The following is an 18,258-nucleotide window of genomic DNA, read 5'->3' as shown; positions in this document are numbered from 1 at the left end:
AGGGCGGCCGGCATTGGCGCGGCGTGCGCGTTGCGCCGCTGGCATGGCGATACTGCCTGTGACCGCCCATGCCCATGGAGCGGAGGTTCTGCAGGTGCTCTGCGCCCTGGCCGCCAGCTTCGGTGCGTGCCTGCTGGCGCTCTGGCTGGTGCCGGCGTTGCGGCCCCACCGCTGGATGGGTGCCCTCGGTTGCGTGCTGGGGGCGGTGGCCGCGGGCTGGGCCACCAGGGGCCTGCCATTCCAGGCGCAGCGCAGCCTGGTGACGGCGGCCATGGTGCTGGGCCCGCTGCTCGGCGCGGCGGCGGCGGTGGGCTGGCCCCTGCTGCGCAGGCGCTGCCTTCGGGGCAACGATGGCCGCTGAACCCGCGAACACGAGGCCTTGGCAGCCTGCTTGCGGCGGGCGCGCGCTTGGTCTGCTCGTGGCGTTCTGGGGCCTCTTTGCCAGTCCGCTGCCCGCGCACGCCATCCCCAGCTTCGCCGAGGTGCGCCAGGATTTCAGGCCCTCCGACACCCTCGTCCTCTCGCAGGAGGGCGAGGTGGTGCAGCGCCTGCGCACCGATGCCACGGTGCGCCGCGGCCAGTGGGTGCCGCTGGCCGATGTGTCGCCCGCGCTGCGTGCGGCCCTGGTGCTCAGCGAGGACAAGCGCTTTTACGAACACAGCGGGGTGGACTGGCGTGCGGCCTCGGCGGCGGCCTGGGGCAACCTGTGGAACCAGCGCACGCGCGGCGCCAGCACCATCACCATGCAGCTGGCTGGCCTGCTCGACGGCGACTGGCGCCAGGGGCCGGGCGGGCGCAGCGTGGTGCAAAAGCTCGGCCAGACGGTGGCCGCGCAGGTGCTGGACCGCCGCTGGCGCAAGGACCAGGTGCTGGAGGCCTACCTCAACCTGGTGCCGTTTCGCAGCGAGCTGGTGGGCATCGATGCGCTCAGCCGCACCCTGTTCGACAAGGCCGCCCATGGGCTCGATGACCGCGAGGCTGCCGTGGCCGCTGCGCTGGTGCGGGCCCCCAATGCCCGGCCGGCGCTCGTCTCCCAGCGCGCCTGCGGCGTGCTGCGCGACCTGCAGCAGCGCCCCGGCCAGGGGGCTGCGCGCGTGGACTGCGATGGACTGGACCTGTTCGTCACGGCCGCCCTGCAGCGCCGGGCGTTCGACGCCAGCGAGGGCATGGCCCCGCACTTCGCCCGCTACCTGCTGCGCCAGCAGCAGGCCGTGCCGGGCGCGGCCCCCGTGCCCGAACGGGTGACCAGCACCCTGCGGGCGCCGCTGCAGCGCTTTGCCGTGCAGACGCTGGCCCAGCACCTGCGCGAGCTGCAGGGCCGCAACGTCGAGGACGGCGCGGTGCTGGTGCTCGACAACGCCACCGGTGCCGTGCTCGCCTGGGTCGGCTCCTCGGGCCAGCTCAGCCAGGCCGGCGAGGTCGATGGCGTGCAGGCCCTGCGCCAGCCGGGCTCCACGCTCAAGCCCTTCCTGTATGCCCAGGCCATTGCCGAGCGGCGGCTCACCGCCGCCTCGCTGGTGGACGACTCGCCGGCCCACATCGCCACGGCCAGTGGCCTGTACATCCCGCAGAACTACGACCGCCAGTTCAAGGGCTGGGTCTCGGCGCGCACCGCGCTGGCGGCCTCGCTCAACGTGCCGGCCGTGCGCACGCTGGTCATGGTCACGCCCGATGCCTTCCACCGCCAGCTCGGCGCCCTGGGCCTGCCGTTGCGCGAGGGCGGCGACTACTTCGGCTACAGCCTGGCCCTGGGCAGCCCCGAGGTGCCGCTGCTGCATTTGACCAATGCCTTTCGCAGCCTGGCCAACGGCGGCAACCGCGGCCCGGTGCGGGTGTGGCCGGGCCAGCCGGGCGCGGCGCCGGTGCGTGCCATCGATGCCGGCGCGGCGTTCATCGTGGGCGACATCCTGTCCGACGGCAATGCGCGCTCGCGCACCTTCGGCACGGACAGCGTGCTCGCCACGCGCTTCTGGTCGGCCGTGAAGACCGGCACCAGCAAGGACATGCGCGACAACTGGGCCGTGGGCTGGTCGCAGCGCTACACGGTGGGTGTGTGGGTCGGCAACGCCAGCGGCGCGGCCATGCACGACGTGAGCGGAACCAGCGGCGCGGCGCCCATCTGGGCTTCGGTGATGGGCTTTCTGCATGCGCGCGAGCCCAGCCGGGCGCCCGCTGCACCCAAGGGCCTGGTGCGCCAGGCCGTGCAGTTCGGGGCCCTGCAGGCAGCGCAGGAGGGGGCGGCGCCACTGCCGCTGGAAGCGGCGCGCGAAGAGTGGTTCGTTCCCGGTACCCAGCAGGCGCGCTTTGCCATCGACACCGGGCCGGCGGACGACGCCGTGGCTGCGAAGCGCGGTGGCAGGCCCTCGCGGGCCGCACCGGCCGCTGCGGAGGCTGCCGACGAGCCGCCATCGGCGCGCATCCTGGCCCCGGTGCCGGGCACCATCATCGCGCTCGACCCCGACATTCCACCCGAGCGCCAGCGCCTGCAGTTCGTGGCCAGCGGCGGGCGCGACCTGCGTTGGCGCATCGACGGGCGCGAGCAAGGGCGTGGTGCGCGCTGGGCCTGGCCGCCCTGGCCGGGGCGCCACCAGCTGGAACTGGTGGATGCACGGGGCAAGGTGCATGACACACTGCAGTTCGAAGTGCGTGGGGCCGGTGTGCGGGCGGCCGGCGGCGGCGGGCCATCGCGCCGATAAGTGCCGCAAAAGCCCTGCCTTTTCGCGCGATGCCTGGAATGCAGGCGACGTTACACTGTGTTGCAAATAACCGGGTCTGCAGGACGCCTGCCCCGCAACGCACGCTTGTCCATGCATTTCTCCCGCCAGTTTTTCTCCCACAGGCTGATCTGGCTGGCCCTGCTGGTGTCCCTGGGCATCGGCCTGCTGTTCGCCCGCACCATCTGGACCATGCGGGAAGACAGCTGGGACCATGCGAGCCGCACCAATGCCAACCTGGCCAGCACGCTGGAGCGCAGCATTGGCGGCACCCTCCGATCGCTCGACGAGTCGCTCAAGGGTGTGGTGGCGGGGCTGGAGCGCTCGGAGGTGATGGCCCTGCCGCCGGAGATACGCAACGGTGTGCTGTTCGACAACTCCCTGCAGGTGCCTGGCGCCGGATCCGTGCTGGTGGTCGATGACCGGGGCGACGTCGTACTGGACTCTTCCACCCTGAAGCCACGCCAGGCCAACTTTGCCGACCGGGACTATTTCCTCGCGTTCTCCGAAGGCGGCCATCGGGGCTTGCACGTGGGCCGCCCCGTGCTCTCGCGCATCACCGGCTCGTACATTCTTCCGTTGACAAGGGCCTACCACCGCCCAGACGGTTCCTTCGCGGGGGTGGTGGTCGGAGCCATCCGCCTGAGCTACTTCGACGGGCTGTTCGGCTCGCTCGACCTGGGGGCCGGCAGCCGGGTGGACCTGTACCGAACCGATGGGCTGCTGATCTCGCGCTTTCCGCAGGACCAGGCCGACCTGAACACCTCCATTGCCGGCACGGCCGCCCTGGCACGGCTGCAGGCTGCGGCGGTGGGCGTCGACGCGGTCGATGCGGCGGGCACCGACGGCACGCGCCAGCTGCAGGCCTGGAAGCATGCAGGGGCCTACCCGCTGATCGTGAACGTGGCGCAGTCGAGCGATACCGTCCTGGCCAAATGGCACCGCAGCGCCTGGGTGATCGGGGTGTTCTCGGCACTGCTGATGGCCGGCTGCGTGGGGCTGGCCATGCTCTTTGTGCGCGAACTGCTGCGCCGCCAGGCCGTGAGCGCCGAGCTGCGCCTGGCCGAGCGCGACCGCCAGACCATTCTCGATAACCTGCCCTCGCTGGTGAGCTATTGGGATGCGGACCTGAACAACCGCTTTGCCAACAGCGCCTATGACACCTGGTTCGGCCTGCCCGCCGAACAGTTGCGCGGCAGGCACTGCCGCGAGCTGCTGGGCCCTTCTCTGTACGCCCTGTGCGAGCCCTTCCTGCGCAGCGCGCTGCGCGGCGAGAGCCAGCTTTTCGAGTGCACGGTGGTCGACAAGGCCGGGGGGGTGCGCCATGCCATCGTCTCGTATGTGCCCGACATGGATGGTGGTGTCGTGCGCGGCGTGTTCTCGCAAACCACCGACATCACCGACCGCAAGCGCATGGAGGAGCAGCTGTTCGAGGAGAAGGAGCGCATCCGCCTGACGCTGCAGTCCATCGGTGACGCGGTGGTGTGCACCGACGCGCAGGGCGCCATCACCTACCTGAACCCCGTGGCCGAGCGCCTCACTGGCTGGCAGGCCTTTGACGCCGCCGGCAGCCAGGTCGACGCCGTGCTCCGCCTGCATGACCCGGCCACCGGCATGCCCATGCCCAGTCCGCTGCGCCAGGCCATCCAGGGGGTGGCCCAGGAGGTGTCGGTGCGCAGCGTGGTGCACCACCGCACTTCGGGCCAGCGTTTCGACGTGCAGGAAACCGCCAGCCCCATCACCGACCGCCACGGCGCGGTGACCGGCGCCGTGGCCGTGCTGCGCGACGTGACCGAGGCGGTGGCCATGCAGGCGCGCATGGCCCACCTGGCGCAGTACGATGCGCTGACCGACCTGCCCAACCGCCTGCTGTTGCAGGACCGTGCCCAGTTGGCGATTGCGCACGCGCGGCGCGACGGCCGCAGCCTGGCCGTGATGTACATCGACCTCGACGGCTTCAAGGGCGTCAACGACCGCCTGGGGCATGACATGGGCGACCGGCTGCTGGTGCAGTTCGCCCAGCGCCTCAAAGGCGCCGTGCGCGAGTCGGACACGGTATGCCGCCAGGGCGGCGATGAGTTCGTGGTGCTGCTGCCGGGCCTGGAGGATGTGGAGGGCGCCTGCAGCGTGGCGCGCAAGATCCTGGCCACGGCGTCCACCCCCTTCGACCTCGGCGGCGAGCCCCTGTCCGTCGGCCTCAGTGGCGGCATCGCCGTGTTTCCAGCGCATGGCAACACATTCGAAGCGCTCACTCAGCACGCCGACGCCGCCATGTACACCGCCAAGCGCAGCGGGCGCCTGCAGTTCATGCTGTACGCGGGCCCTGGGGCCGAGCCGCGGGTGATCAACAAGCCGCTGGTGCCCGAGCCGAGCTGACGCACCCGCGCGTTGTCGGGGCCTGCGCGTTGGGCGCCCTGCGTCTATGCTCGGCGGTTCTGTCCGCTTCATTCCTGCCTTCCATGCATGCGCTCGCCCCGGTGTTGTTCGTCCTGATCTGGTCCACGGGCTTTCTTGCGGGGCGCGGCGTGGCCAGCCATGCCGACCCGTTCTGGTTTCTGGCGTTGCGCTTTGCCTGTGTGGCTGCCGCCTTCATCGCGGCGGCGCTCTGGGTGCGGGCGTCCTGGCCCCAGGGGGCGCGGCGCATCGCCATGCACCTGCTGGCCGGTGCGCTCATGAGCGGGCTGTACCTGGGGCCGAGCTGGTGGGCCATGTCGCAGGGGCTGGCGGCCGGCATCATGTCGCTCATCGGCGCGCTGCAGCCGCTGTTCACGGCACTGCTGGCCGTGGCGGTGCTCGGCAGGCGGCTGTCGGCCAGCACCTGGGCGGGGCTTGCCCTGGGCTTCGGCGGCGTGGGCATGGTGCTGCTGCCACGCCTGCAGGCGGCCGATGCCAGCGCGCTGTCGCTGCCGGTGGTGCTGGTCGCTGCGGGCAGCATCTTCTCGCTCACCGTGGGCTCCATGGTGCAGAAGTCGCCATTGGCTGCAGGGGACGACCTGCGCAGTGCCAGCGCCGTGCAGAACATCGGCGCCGTGGCCGTGCTGCTGGCCATGGCAGGCACGTTCGGCCAGCCGCACTGGGACAACTCGGCCGCGCTCTGGGGCTACCTGGCGTTCTCGGTGCTGGTGCTGTCCATCGGCGGGGCCACGCTGCTCATCTGGCTCATGCGCCGGGGCGAGGCCACGCGCACCACGGCGCTGCTGCTGGCCGTGCCGCCGCTGTCCGCGCTGCAGGCCTGGTTCATCTTCGGCGAGACGCTCTCGGCGATCCAGCTCGTGGGCTTTGTCGTCGCCATCGCCGGGGTGGCGCTCGCGCGCCGCTGACCGCAGTCACGGCGCCATGCAAAAATTTCAAGACCCCCGTAAAAGCCTTCATCCCGTTGCAGGGAGTGCGGGGCTACCATGGGCGCCATACTGACCCAGCCTGAACCGAGGGAGCCCCGTGCCTGACCTGTCCAAAATCACCTGCATCGAAGACCTGCGCGCCATTGCCCAGCGCCGTGTGCCGCGCATGTTCTATGACTATGCCGATTCAGGCTCGTACACCGAGGGCACCTACCGCGCCAACACGGCCGATTTCCAGTCCATCAAGCTGCGCCAGCGCGTGGCCGTCAACATGGAAGGCCGCAGCACCCGCACCACCCTGCTCGGCCAGGACGTGGCCATGCCCGTGGCCATCGCGCCCACCGGCCTCACGGGCATGCAGCATGCCGATGGCGAGATCCTGGGTGCGCGTGCGGCCAAGGCCTTCGGCATCCCGTTCACGCTGTCCACCATGAGCATCTGCTCGCTCGAAGACATCGCCGAGCACACCGGCCGCCACCCCTTCTGGTTCCAGGTCTACGTGATGCGCGACCGCGACTTCATCGAGCGCCTGATCGACCGCGCCAAGGCCGCCAACTGCTCGGCGCTGCAGCTCACGCTGGACCTGCAGATCCTGGGCCAGCGCCACAAGGACATCAAGAACGGCCTGTCCACCCCGCCCAAGCCCACCCTGCGCAACCTCATTAATCTGGCCACCAAGCCGCAGTGGTGCCTGGGCATGCTGGGCACCAAGCGCCGCAGCTTCGGCAACATCGTCGGCCATGCCAAGGGCGTGGGCGACCTGTCGTCGCTGTCGTCCTGGACGGCTGAGCAGTTCGATCCCCAGCTCAACTGGGGCGACGTGGAGTGGATCAAGAAGCGCTGGGGCGGCAAGCTGGTGCTCAAGGGCATCATGGACGCCGAGGACGCACGCCTGGCCGTGGACAGCGGTGCCGATGCGCTCATCGTCAGCAACCACGGCGGGCGCCAGCTCGACGGGGCGCCCTCGTCCATCGCCGCGCTGCCGGCCATCGCCCAGGCGGTGGGCAAGGACATCGAGGTCTGGATGGACGGCGGCATCCGCAGCGGGCAGGACGTGCTCAAGGCCCGCGCCCTGGGCGCGCAGGGCACGCTGATTGGCCGCAGTTTTCTCTACGGCCTGGGCGCCTTCGGCGAAGCGGGCGTGACCCGCGCGTTGCAGATCATCCAGAAGGAGCTCGATATCACCATGGCTTTCTGCGGCCATACCAACATCAACAACGTGGACCGGTCCATCCTGCTGCCGGGTACCTACCCCGTGTAGGTGCTGGGCAGGCAATCCGGGCCTTCTCCTGCCTGGATGGCCGCCTTGCCGGTTGGAGTGGGCGGGACACCACGCCAGGGCGCTATAACCCATCGATGACTCTTTCATGGATGGCCTGGGCCTGGATTCCCCTCACCCTCTGGGCCGCGCTTGCGCAGACGGCGCGCAATGCCGCCCAGCGCTCCGTCACGGCCGAGCTGGGCACGCTGGCGGCCACACTGGTGCGATTTCTCTACGGGCTGCCACTGGCCTCGGCCTGGGTGGCCGGGCTGACCTTCGTCGGATCGGGCTACGCCGTCCCGCATTTCTCGCTGCCCTATGCCGCCTGGCTGGCCATGGGCGCACTCACGCAGGTGGGGGCCACGGCGTTCCTGCTGCTGGCGATGAAGGAGCGCAATTTCGTGCTCGCCGTGGCCTATTCCAAGACCGAGGTGCTGCAGGTGGCACTGTTCTCGGCCGTGCTGCTGCAGGAGCTGCCGGCCCCGCTGGCCTTGGGTGCCATGGCCGTAGCCACGCTGGGCGTGGTGCTGCTCTCGCTGCCTGCGGGCGGCTGGCGCGCGCTGCGCTCCGGCCAGGGCGGCAGCAGCAAGCTGGTGGTCTACGGATTGGCTTCGGGCGCATGCTTTGCGCTGGCCAGCGTGGGCTTCCGCGGGGCCTCGCTGGCGCTGGGCGAGGGCGTGGCGCCCTGGGTGGCCGGCGCCTGGGGCGTTTTCTGGGCGCAACTGCTGCAAAGCATTGTGCTGGGGGGCTGGCTGCTGGCGCGCCAACCCGGCGTGGCGGGCGCGATCGCGCGCGCATGGCGGCTGTCGGTGGTCGCGGGCTCCATGGGCGCGCTGGCCTCCATCGCCTGGTTCACGGCCTATGCCATGCGCCCGGCATCCGACGTGCGCACGCTGGGGCTGGTCGAGGTGCTGTTCAGCTACCTGGTCTCGCGCCGCATGTTCCGCGAGCGCCTGTCGCGCACCGAGGGCATCGGCCTGGCCCTGGTGCTGGCGGGGTTGGTGGGCATCTGCGCCCAGTGGTAGCGGTGGCGCGCTGCGTCAGCGGTCCGCGGTTGCCAGGCGCCTGAGCGTGGCCAGGTAGGCCACCACGTCTTCGCGCCCCTGCGCATCGTCCAGGCGGGTCGGATGGGGAACTCGGCAGTACCGGGGGGCGCCACCCTCGCCTTGTGCCCCGTGTACGCAGCCAGCCATTGGAGGCAAGCGCATGGTGGCGGCTTTCAAGGCACGGCTGTGCATCCAGATGCCGGTTTGTGGCGTATCCACAGCAGACCCCCTGGAACTTCCACCGTGATTTCTGGCCCATCCCACACAATCGGCGCATGAGCACCCTCACCCCAGACAGTGAACTGATGTACCTCCTTGACCGCATTGCCGCGCAGGACGACTCCGCGCTGAAGGCCTTGTACGAGAGCACCTCGTCCAAGCTGTTCGGCCTGGCGCTGCGCATCGTGCGCCACCGCGACGTGGCCGAGGACGTGCTGCAGGAAGCCTTCCTGAGCATCTGGCGCGGGGCTGGCAACTACCGCGCGTCGCTGAGCCCGCCCATGGCCTGGATGGGGCTGATCGTGCGCAGCCGCGCCCTGGACGCGCTGCGCAAGCGCAGTTCCGAGCGCAGCGACCTCACCAACGAATTCGACGACGAAATGGCGCAGACCCTGGAGGGCGATTCGCCCAACCCCATGGACGTGACGCAGGCCAGCGAACAGGCCTTCGCCCTGCACCAGTGCCTGGGCAAGCTCGAACACAAGCAGCGCGAGGTGGTGAGCCTGGCCTACCTGCGCGACCAGAGCCACAGCGAACTGGCCGAGCAACTGCAACTGCCTCTGGGCACCGTGAAAAGCTGGATCCGGCGCGGCCTGGAGCAGTTGCGCCAGTGCATGGCCCGTTACATCTGAGGGGGCTCCATGAACATCACCCAACACCCCGAACTGCTCGACCGCCTGGCGGCCAGCTACGCGCTGGGCACCTTGCGCGGCGGCGCCCGCCGCCGCTTCGAAACCCTGGCCCGCGAGCACGCGGCGGTGCGTGCCGCCGCGCTGGTGTGGCAGACCCATTGGTCGGGCCTGGCCGAGCTGCAGGAACTGGCCCAGCCCGATGCAGCCGTCTGGAAACGCATCGACAACCTGGTGCAGGCCGACAAGGCGGCCCAGGCCATGCAGGTCTCACGGCTGGCGGGGGAGCCGGCCCTGCCGGTGGCTCCCGGCCCCGGCGGCTGGCTGCGCAGCCTGCTGCTGTGGCGCGGTGCGGCAGCGGCCGGCGCCCTGGCCACCCTGGTGGCCGTGGTGGTCGGCGTCCAGGTCAATGGCGGGCTGCGCGCCAGCAGCGGTGCCCAGATCGCCGAGCTGCGCCAGCAACTGCAGGCCACGCCGCAGATCCAGTACGTGGCCGTGCTGGCCGACGACAAGGCGGCTGCCTCCATGCTGGTGACCTTCGACCCCAAGAACAACCAACTGGTGCTTCAGCGCGTGGGCGGCTTCCAGGAAGGGGCGGACCAATCGCTGCAGCTGTGGGCGCTGCCGCCTGCAGGCGGCCCGCGCTCGCTCGGCGTGCTGGGCCAGGAAAAGCTGCTCAACCTGACGGCCGGCGAGGCCGACGTGCGCCAGGTGCCGGCCCTGGCCATCAGCCTGGAGCCCAAGGGCGGCGTGCCCAGCGCCGGTGGGCCCACCGGGCCGGTGCTGTTCAAGGGCGAGCTGATCCAGCGCATGCTCTGAAACCGCGCCTGTCCGTTTTCGGAGGGGGAAAAAATATCTGTGGTTTTTGAATCCGTGGCACATCCGTTTGCGTAAGTAGGGTGCAACATCCTCTTACATCGCTTTCGCACTGGAGCCCCCGATGAACCACAGGCGTCCTTTCACCGTGTTCGCGGCCTTGGCCATGGCGGCCGGGCTGGCCCATGCCGATACCGGCAAGCTGCTGCTCACCGGCGGCGTCAACACCATCGCCGGCTCGGCCGGTGGGGGCCTCACCCCCTGGGCCGTGATCGGCAGCAACGCCACCGAGGGCGAGGTCGGTTTCAGCGGCTATGCCACGCGCGCCGGCACACAGGACTATGGGCTGACCGGCTATGGCGCGGCGGTCGGCCTGTTCGACCGGGTCGAACTGTCGCTCGCGCGGCAGGACTTCGATGCCTCGCCGGCGCTGGCGCTCAATGGCATCGCGGCGTTTGGCGTCACCCCTGGCCAGCACATCCAGATGGACGTGGTTGGGCTCAAGGTCAAGGTGGCCGGCGATGCGGTGCTCGACGCCGACACCTGGATGCCGCAGATCGCCGTGGGCATCGAGCACAAGCGCGCCAGCCCGGGCTCGGTCCAGTCGGTCTACAACTTTCTGGGCGTGAAGAACAGCGGCACCGATGTGTATGTGAGCGCCACCAAGCTCTTTTTGGCGCAGAGCCTGCTGGTCAATGCCACGCTGCGCTCCACCAACGCCAACCAGAACGGCCTGCTGGGCTTCGGCTCGGCGGCGCCCGGCAAGAGCGGCCGCAGCCTGCAGCCCGAGTTCTCGCTGGCCTACCTGCTGCGCAAGGACTTGGCGGTGGGCGCCGAATACCGCTTCAAGCCCAACAACCTGCAGGCCCTGGGTGCTGCAGCCGGCCTGGGTGCAGGGCTGCGCGAAGACGACTGGAAGGACATCTTCATCGCCTGGGCGCCCAGCAAGCACCTGTCGCTCACGCTGGCCTATGTGGACCTGGGCCGCGTGGTGCCGGGCGTGACCGGCAACCGCCGCCAGACGGGTTACTACCTCTCGGCACAAGCCGCGTTCTGAACACCGGCACCTTTGGAGACCGCCCCATGAAAAAGACCTTGATGGCCTTTGGCCTTGCCTGTGCCTGCCTGCTGGCGGTGCCCGCCCTGGCCCAATCCGCAGCCCCTGCCGGCCTGTACCAGGCGCTGGGCGAGAAGCCCGGCATCGACCGCCTGGTGGACGACTTCGTGAACCGTGCCGTGAAGGACCCGCGCATCGGCGCCCACTTCAAGGACGTCAAGCCTGCTGCGCTCAAGGAGAGCCTGGCCGACCAGTTCTGCCAGCTCAGCGGCGGGCCTTGCAAATACGAAGGCGCCGATATGAAATCGGCCCATGCCGACATGCAGATCACCAAGGGCCACTTCCATGCACTCGTCGAGGTGCTGCAAAGTGCCATGGACGCGCAGGGCATCCCCTTTGCGCAACAGAACCGCCTGCTGGCCCTGCTGGCCCCCATGCACCGCGACGTCATCACCGTTCACTGACTTCAGAGAGGGATCCTTGTCCATGAAAAACACGCTCATCGCCATCGCCGCCGCCCTTGCCATGGGGGCCCACGCCGGCAACGTGCAGATCCAGGTGCTCGACAGGGACGGCAAGCCCGTTCCAGATGCCGTGGTGGTGGTCTACCCGCCCGCAGGCGGCGGCGCGGCGCCCACGCTGGTCGCGCCCAATCCCGTGATCGAGCAGGAAAAGATGCGTTTCGTGCCCGCCGTGACGGTGGTGGTGCCGGGCACCACGGTGCGCTTCACCAACCAGGACCGCTGGGACCACCATGTGCGCGGGAATGCCGCCACACCCGCTGCCAGCGCGGCGCCCGGTGCTGGCGGCTTCGAGTTGCGGCTGGCCGGCAAGACCGATGGCAAGCCCTCGAACTTCGCCGACGTGAAGCTCGACACGGCCGGTGTGCTGCTGCTCGGCTGCCACCTGCACGGCTCCATGCGTGGCCATGTGTTCGTGACCGATTCGGCCTGGACCCTCAAGACCGACGACAACGGCATTGCGCGATTTGCCAGCGTGCCCGAGGGCGCCGCCCAGGTGCGCGTGTGGCATGCCGAGCAACTGGTGGATGTGCCGCGCAAGGCCTTACAGGTGCTGGCCACGCCGGTGCTCGACACGGTGCAGTTGAGCGTGGTGCCGCGTGTGCGCCGCGCTCCCCCATCCACCGCACCGGGTGGCCCGATGGGCGCGTACAGCCAGGCGCAACCGCACCCGCAGCACGCGCACTGACAGGGCCCGGCGGTTTGCTTCAGCGGTTCAATGCCACCTCGGCCGCAGGGGGTGGGGGCACGCTGCCATCGGCGGGCAGGGCCTGCAGGTAGGCATACAGGGCGCGCGCATCCACATCGCTGAGCTGGCCCAGCGATTCGAAGGGCATGACCTGGATGGGCGTGCCATCGGGCCGCTTGCCGTTGCGCAGCATGGCCACGAAGCTCTCCACCGTCGGGTAGCGCGCCATGGAGCTGTCCTTGCCGGGGCGGATGTCGGCGGCGGCCGGCCAGTCCGGCGGGCCACCAGGGATCTTGCCGCCCGCCAGGTTGGCGCCATGGCAGCCGATGCACATATTGGCCACGTACTGGCCATTGGCCACCGTCACGCCGGCCGGCACCGGGCGCGAGGGGGCCAGGTGGTGGTCGATGCGCGCGGCCGCGTCGGGAATCAGCCCCAGGCCGTAGAGCACCCAGGCCGGGCGCGGCAGTTCGATGGCGGCGGGCGTGCCCTCCTTGGCCGGCAACTGGCGGATGTAGGAGACCAGGGCGTTCAGGTCGTCGTTGGTCAGGCGGTTGTAGTCTTCGCTGGGCATCACCAGCAGGGGGCGGCCATTGGGCTTGACGCCATGGCGGATGGCGCTGTTCCAGTCCTCGGGCTGGTAGCGCGCCACCACGCCGGCTGCCGTGATGTTGGGGCCGGCCAGCCGGGTGCCCTTGCCGTCGTTGACGAACTCGCGCCCCGTGCCCTGCGCCCCATGGCAATCGGTGCAGCCGCGCGAGCTGAACAGGTAGCGCCCGCGCTCGATGGTCTGCGCCTCGGTGGTGTAGGCCACGGGGCGCGGCTTGATGTCGATGTAGCGGTTGCGCTTTTGCTCGGCCAGGTACAGGCCGGTGGCGGCGGTGGCGGCGACCAGCACGCCCAGTGCCAGGGCGCTGCCAGCCGTCCATTTCATCCAGCGTTTCATGGTGGGGAAGCCTTGTGGGAATGAAGTCAGAAACTCGATGGAGCGGATTCTGAAGTCCAGCAGGCGCTTTTGGCGCAGGGCGCGCGCAAGGCACGGGCGGCCCCGGTGACATATGTCACGGATACCCTGCCCGCGCGGCCCACCAGGTCGCTGCGGGGCAGTCCATTCCCCTGCCGCGCAGGCCGATCAGCGCTCGATGGTCTTGTTCCAGCGCGCGTTCCAGGCGGGGCGGCTGGCGTTCACGCTGTCCCAGTCCAGCGTCACGGCGCTCTTCATCCACTGGCTGATCTGGGCCACCTGGGCCGCCCCCTCGCCCACGGCCGGGGCCTTGGGGTTGGTGGGGATCTGGGCGCCGAACTGCAGCACGTTGGCCTGGGCCAGCGGGCTCAGCAGGAACTCGGCGAGTTTTTGCGCCAGCTCGGGCTCGCTGTTGTTGGCGATCACGCACTGGCCCACCATCAGCACCACCGAGCCTTCCTTGGGCTGGGCGTACTCCACGGGGATGCCCCGGTTCTTGAGCGCGGCCACGGCGGTGGGCGTGAGCGGGAACATCGCGGCCTCGCCGGTCTGCACCATTTCGGAGATCTTGGCCGAGCTCGGGATGTACTCGAGCACGTTCGGGCCGATGGTCTTGGCCCAGTTGTTGAAGCCCGGCTCCACGTTCTTGTCGTTGCCGCCCTGGATGCGGTTGAACATCAGGAAGCCATGCAGCCCGAAGGACGAGGAGGGCATGGACTGGAACACCACCTTGCCCTTGTACTTGGGGTCGGCGAAGTCCATCCACGAGGTCGGTGGCGCCCAGCCCTTCTCGGTGAACATCTTGGTGTTGTAGGCGATGCCCGTCATGCCCAGGCTCACGCCGCTGGCCAGGTCGTCCTTGAAGCGGGCGGCGGGGTAGATCTCATTGAGGTGCGGGTTGGGCCGCTGCTTCTGGCACAGGCCCATGCCCATGGCGCGCACCATGATGCCGTCGTCCAGGAACATCACATGCATCTGCGGCTTGTCCTTGTTGGCCTGCGCCTTGGCCAGGATGTCCGACGAGGTGCCCGGCACCACCACCACCTTGGCGCCATGCAGCTTCTCGAACGCGGGGAAGACGTACTGCGTGTACGCCTTCTCCATCGTGCCGCCGTTCATGCCGATGTAGATCGTTTTCGTCTGGGCACCGGCCACGCCACTGGCGGCCAGCGCCGCCGCCGCGGCTGCCGTGAGCAGCGCGCGGCGCGCAAAAGAGGTCTGGCGAGAGGAGGTCATGGGTCTTTCCTTTCAGGGTGTTGGAAGGGTAGCGGTCAGGGGATGGAAACTCAATGGGCAGCGGCTGCCGCCGGGGCGCTGGCAGGGAAAAAACGCCCGATGGAAAAGGCGTCGGTGGGTGTGCTGCTGCGGCCGTCGCGCGCCAAGTCGGCCAGCACTTCACCGGCAGCCGGGCCGATCTGAAAGCCCGCCCCCGCAAAGCCGAAGCCGTGCAGCAGGCCGGGCGTGGTGCGGCTCTTGCCTAGCACGGGCTGGCGGTCGGGCAGGTAGCCCTCGGTGCCGCTCCAGGTGCGGATGAAATGCGCGTGCTTGAGCACCGGCAGTAGCTCGATGGCCTGCACGGCCAGCGCCGCAATCGCACTGCGCTCCGAGCGTGCTCGGTCCGCATCCAGGCCAATGCCCGAACCGCCGCCCAGCACCAGGTTGCCGCGTGCCACCTGGCGGCAGTAGATGCTGCCGCCCTCCACACCCAGGCTCCAGTGCATGAAGAAGGGCAGGGGCTCGGTCACGGCCATGGCCGGGTGGCCCGACTGCAGCGGCACGGCCTCGCCGAACTGGGTGGCCAGCGGGCCCGACCATGCGCCTGCACAGTTGATGAGCACGGGCGCACGCACGGTGAGCGCCGTGCCCGAGCGCAAAGTGAATTCCCTCCCGTCATGCTCCACCTCGGTCAAGGGCGTGCGCTCGAAGATATGGGCGCCAGCGCGCCGCGCTGCCAGGGCGAACGCGGGGGACACCAGGCGCGGATTGGCCTGCCCGTCCTCGGCGCAGAGCGATCCGCCCACGGCCTTGCCACCCAGCCAGGGGCAGCGCTCGCGCAGCCGCTGGCCCGAGAGCAGCTCGATCCCGAGGCCGTAGTCGCGGCTCATGGCCTCGTAGCGCTCCAGAGAGGCCAGGTCCTCTTCGCTGCGCGCGATCTTGAAATGGCCGGTGCGCAGGTACTCGCCATCGGTGCCCAGCAGTGCGGGCAGGTTGCCCCAGATTTCGTGCGCCCGCTGAGCAAGCGGCAACTGGCTCAAGGGGCGGCCCTGGCGGCGCACGCCGCCGTAGTTCACGCCGCTGGAGCGCGAGCCGCACAGGTCGCGTTCGAGCAGCACCACGTCCACACCCCGGCGGCGCAGCGCCAGTGCTGCCGAGGCGCCGACGATGCCGCCGCCGACGATGGCCACGTCGGTGTCCATCCGGCGCGGGTGGCTGGTCAGGTGGGGTGCGGCGGCGCTCATGCGGCGGCTCCGGTGTGCTGGCTGGCGGCCTGCAGGTGGATGGGGATGGGCTTGATCGGTGCCTGGCCACGCAGCCGGCCCACCAGTTCCACCGGCTTGCCGGTGGCGTGGGCCAGGATCTCCGCCGCCGCCACGCCGCAGCTGCGGCCCTGGCAGCGGCCCATGCCCACGCGGGTCAGCGCCTTCAGGCGGTTCATCTCGTCGGCGCCCGTCTCGCGCACGGTGGCGCGCAACTGGCCTGCGGTGACGTTCTCGCAGCGGCACACCACCAGCGCGTCGGGCGCCTGCGCGGCCCAATCGGTGGGGAAGGGAAAGGCCCGCTCCAGCCCCTCGCGAAAGCGCGCCAAACGGGTGAGCTTGCCCTCGAGTTCCTGGGCGCGGGCGGCATCCACCGACACGCCCCAGTCGGCCAGCAAGGCCAGGGCGGCACGCTCGCCGGCCCATTCGGCCGCATCGGCGCCCATGATCCCCGCGCCATCGCCGGCCAGGTAGACGCCCGCCACGCTGGTGCGGCCCGCGGCATCGCGCTCGGGCAGGTGGGCGCGGTGCAGGGGCGCCCAGGCAAAGCGGCAGCCCAGCAGGTCGGCTAGCTGGGTCTCGGAGCGCAGCGCGTAGCCCAGGCCCACGGCATCGCAGGCCAGGGTGTGCTCGCGCGTGCCGTCGCTCCACACCACGCCATCCACGCGGTCATCGCCCAGCACGCGCACAGGGCGCACGCCGGTGTGGATGGGCACGCCATGCGCGCGCAGCCAGCCCACGTAGTACACACCCTTGGCGAACACCGCAGGCTGGGTCAGCATGGCCGGCACGGCGGCCACCTGGTCGGCCAGGCGCGCGGTGTCGAGCACGGCCGCCACGGTGGCGCCGGCGCGTGCGTACTGGTAGGCCACCAGGTACAGCAAGGGCCCGTTGCCCATCAGCACCACCCGGCTACCGATGGTGCAGCCCTGGAACTTGAGCGCCACCTGCGCGCCGCCCAGGCTGTAGACGCCGGGCAAGGTCCAGCCCGGCACGGGCAGCACCCGGTCGGCCGCGCCGCTGGCCACGATGAGCTGGCGGTAGGGCACGGTGTGCGTGGTCTGCGTGGGGCCGTGCAGCACGTCGAGTGCACCACCCTGGGCGTTCCAGACCAGGCTGTCGGGGTGGTAGTCGATCTGGTCCGCCATGCCGTCGAGTGCGGCATGCACGGCCTTGGCTCGTGCGGCTTCGGTGCCGTAGAGGGCTGAGGCCGGGCGCTGGAAGTGCGCGGGCGGGCGCCGGTAGATCTGGCCGCCGCCGCGCGCCGATTCGTCGAGCAGCACGGGGCGCACGCCATGCGCGGCCAGGGTCTGCGCGGCGCGTATGCCGGCAGGGCCCGCGCCCACGATCACGGCTTGCAGGGTGGGGTTGCTCATGCGGGGCCCTGGCCGGTGCGCAGGGCCATGCCCGGCGCGATGAAGGTGGCGCAGGCGCGCAGGCGCTCGCCGCTGTCGGTCAGCACCCAGCAGTCCTGGCAGGCGCCCATCAGGCAAAAGCCCGCGCGGGGCTCGCCGCTGAATTCGTTGATGCGCAGCTGCGCACGCAGGGTCAGGATGGCGGTGAGCACCGTATCGCCTTCGAGTGCCGTGGCGGCATGGCCATCCAGCACGAAGGGCACAGGCTTGCGCTGGGTTTCCGCCACGCGGCGCAGAAGGGGCGATGCAGGAGTGTGGGTCATGGCGACCATCTATTTGCGCCCCACCAGCACGCGGTCCAGGCCATAGACGCGGTCCAGGAGCACCATGGCAAAGGCCGTCACGGCCACCATCAGGGCCGACACGGCGGCCATCAGCGGGTCGATGGACTCGGTGGCATACATGTACATGCGCACCGGCAGCGTCACCGTGCTCGGCGAGGTGACGAAGATCGACATGGTCACCTCGTCGAAGCTGTTGATGAAGGCCAGCAGCCACCCGCCGGTGACCCCCGGCAGGATCATGGGCAGCGTGATGCGCGTGAACACCGTGGCCTGGCTGGCACCGAGCGAGAGCGCCGCGTGCTCCGCGCTGCGGTCGAACCCCACCAGTGCCGCCACCACCAGGCGCAGGGTGTAGGGCGTGACGATCAGCGCATGCGCCAGCACCAGCCAGCCGAAGCTGCCCGTGCCGCCCACCAGGGCGAACAGGCGCAGAAGGGCCACGCCCAGCACCAAGTGCGGAATGATCAGCGGCGAGAGGAACAGGCCGTTGAGAAAGCCGCGCCCGGGAAAGTCGTAGCGCGTGATGGCAATGCCCGCAGGCACGGCCAGCACCGTGGCCAGCGTGGCCGACGCGAGCGCCAGCCACAGGCTGTTCCAGAACGACTGCACGAAGTCCGAGTGTTCGAACACCGCCCTGAACCAGCGCAGCGAGAATTCCGTGGTCGGCAGGGTCAGCGTGTTCTCGGGCGTGAAGGCCACCACGCACACGACCACCAGGGGTGCGAGCATGAAGGCGATGGCGAGGGCGTTGAACGCCAGGGCAAGGGGGCCGTTCTTGTGCATGGTCAGGATTCCCGCCGGGCCGCCCCAAGGGAGGCCACGGCCC

The 18,258-nt window shown here is 70.0% G+C and carries 18 protein-coding genes; 11 read left to right on the top strand and 7 right to left on the bottom strand.

Annotated features, from left to right (window positions below; genetic code table 11):
• The first annotated feature begins 43 nt into the window (after positions 1–43).
• The 6 genes from U5N23_RS31810 (at position 44) to U5N23_RS31785 (ending at position 8,341) form a co-directional block, all read left to right on the top strand.
• Positions 44–361, top strand: a complete 318-nt coding sequence (locus U5N23_RS31810) for a hypothetical protein (RefSeq protein WP_322596666.1) — start codon at positions 44–46, stop codon at positions 359–361.
• Positions 351–2,696, top strand: coding sequence for a penicillin-binding protein 1C (gene pbpC, locus U5N23_RS31805; RefSeq protein WP_322596665.1), 2,346 nt, complete (start codon positions 351–353; stop codon positions 2,694–2,696). The genes U5N23_RS31810 and pbpC overlap by 11 nt, the downstream gene beginning before the upstream one ends.
• Before the next feature lie 111 nt (positions 2,697–2,807).
• The gene (locus U5N23_RS31800; protein ID WP_322596664.1) at positions 2,808–5,090 is read left to right on the top strand and encodes a diguanylate cyclase domain-containing protein; all 2,283 of its coding nucleotides are present in this window, start codon (positions 2,808–2,810) and stop codon (positions 5,088–5,090) included.
• An 83-nt stretch (positions 5,091–5,173) separates the two neighbouring features.
• Positions 5,174–6,034 (top strand): DMT family transporter, encoded by an 861-nt coding sequence (locus tag U5N23_RS31795; RefSeq protein WP_322596663.1) that lies wholly within the window; start codon positions 5,174–5,176, stop codon positions 6,032–6,034.
• 118 nt (positions 6,035–6,152) lie between these two features.
• Positions 6,153–7,316, top strand: a complete 1,164-nt coding sequence (locus U5N23_RS31790) for an alpha-hydroxy acid oxidase (protein WP_322596662.1) — start codon at positions 6,153–6,155, stop codon at positions 7,314–7,316.
• 95 nt (positions 7,317–7,411) lie between these two features.
• Positions 7,412–8,341 (top strand): DMT family transporter, encoded by a 930-nt coding sequence (locus tag U5N23_RS31785; RefSeq protein ID WP_322596661.1) that lies wholly within the window; start codon positions 7,412–7,414, stop codon positions 8,339–8,341.
• A 15-nt stretch (positions 8,342–8,356) separates the two neighbouring features.
• Here the strand turns inward: U5N23_RS31785 and U5N23_RS31780 are convergent, their stop codons facing one another.
• Positions 8,357–8,524: a hypothetical protein gene (locus U5N23_RS31780; protein WP_322596660.1), complete on the bottom strand. Its 168-nt coding sequence runs from the start codon at positions 8,522–8,524 to the stop codon at positions 8,357–8,359.
• Between the two features lie 113 nt (positions 8,525–8,637).
• On the opposite strand from U5N23_RS31780, the gene U5N23_RS31775 reads away from it, so the two are divergent.
• From U5N23_RS31775 to U5N23_RS31755, 5 genes are all read left to right on the top strand, one after another.
• On the top strand, positions 8,638–9,213 hold the full coding sequence (locus U5N23_RS31775) for an RNA polymerase sigma factor (protein WP_057202064.1): 576 nt from the start codon (positions 8,638–8,640) through the stop codon (positions 9,211–9,213).
• Between the two features lie 9 nt (positions 9,214–9,222).
• Positions 9,223–10,029 carry an anti-sigma factor domain-containing protein gene (locus U5N23_RS31770; RefSeq protein WP_322596659.1) on the top strand — a complete coding sequence of 269 codons (807 nt, stop codon included), beginning with the start codon at positions 9,223–9,225 and terminating at the stop codon, positions 10,027–10,029.
• A 121-nt stretch (positions 10,030–10,150) separates the two neighbouring features.
• Positions 10,151–11,083 carry a DUF3034 family protein gene (locus U5N23_RS31765; protein ID WP_322596658.1) on the top strand — a complete coding sequence of 311 codons (933 nt, stop codon included), beginning with the start codon at positions 10,151–10,153 and terminating at the stop codon, positions 11,081–11,083.
• Between the two features lie 26 nt (positions 11,084–11,109).
• A complete protein-coding gene (locus U5N23_RS31760) occupies positions 11,110–11,547 on the top strand; it encodes a group 1 truncated hemoglobin (RefSeq protein WP_322596657.1) in 438 nt (145 codons plus the stop codon).
• A 22-nt stretch (positions 11,548–11,569) separates the two neighbouring features.
• Positions 11,570–12,292, top strand: coding sequence for a plastocyanin (locus U5N23_RS31755; RefSeq protein ID WP_322596656.1), 723 nt, complete (start codon positions 11,570–11,572; stop codon positions 12,290–12,292).
• A gap of 19 nt (positions 12,293–12,311) precedes the next feature.
• Here the strand turns inward: U5N23_RS31755 and U5N23_RS31750 are convergent, their stop codons facing one another.
• The 6 genes from U5N23_RS31750 to U5N23_RS31725 all read right to left on the bottom strand — a co-directional run bounded on the left by U5N23_RS31750 (position 12,312) and on the right by U5N23_RS31725 (position 18,215).
• Positions 12,312–13,238, bottom strand: coding sequence for a c-type cytochrome (locus U5N23_RS31750; RefSeq protein WP_322596655.1), 927 nt, complete (start codon positions 13,236–13,238; stop codon positions 12,312–12,314).
• A 186-nt stretch (positions 13,239–13,424) separates the two neighbouring features.
• The gene (locus U5N23_RS31745) at positions 13,425–14,492 is read right to left on the bottom strand and encodes an ABC transporter substrate-binding protein (RefSeq protein WP_322596654.1); all 1,068 of its coding nucleotides are present in this window, start codon (positions 14,490–14,492) and stop codon (positions 13,425–13,427) included.
• Between the two features lie 50 nt (positions 14,493–14,542).
• Positions 14,543–15,715 carry an FAD-dependent oxidoreductase gene (locus U5N23_RS31740; protein ID WP_322596653.1) on the bottom strand — a complete coding sequence of 391 codons (1,173 nt, stop codon included), beginning with the start codon at positions 15,713–15,715 and terminating at the stop codon, positions 14,543–14,545.
• The gene (locus tag U5N23_RS31735) at positions 15,712–17,109 is read right to left on the bottom strand and encodes an NAD(P)/FAD-dependent oxidoreductase (RefSeq protein ID WP_322596652.1); all 1,398 of its coding nucleotides are present in this window, start codon (positions 17,107–17,109) and stop codon (positions 15,712–15,714) included. The genes U5N23_RS31740 and U5N23_RS31735 overlap by 4 nt, the downstream gene beginning before the upstream one ends.
• On the bottom strand, positions 17,106–17,420 hold the full coding sequence (locus tag U5N23_RS31730) for a (2Fe-2S)-binding protein (RefSeq protein ID WP_322596651.1): 315 nt from the start codon (positions 17,418–17,420) through the stop codon (positions 17,106–17,108). Before U5N23_RS31730 ends, U5N23_RS31735 begins: the two co-directional genes overlap by 4 nt.
• Positions 17,421–18,215: an ABC transporter permease gene (locus tag U5N23_RS31725; protein ID WP_322596650.1), complete on the bottom strand. Its 795-nt coding sequence runs from the start codon at positions 18,213–18,215 to the stop codon at positions 17,421–17,423.
• Between the last annotated feature and the right edge of the window lie 43 nt (positions 18,216–18,258).

The sequence above is a fragment of the Acidovorax sp. genome, assembly GCF_034519795.1.
Classification (GTDB): Bacteria; Pseudomonadota; Gammaproteobacteria; order Burkholderiales; family Burkholderiaceae_C; genus Acidovorax.
Note: the sequence above shows the minus strand (reverse complement) of the source record. Positions and strands in the feature narration are given on the sequence as shown.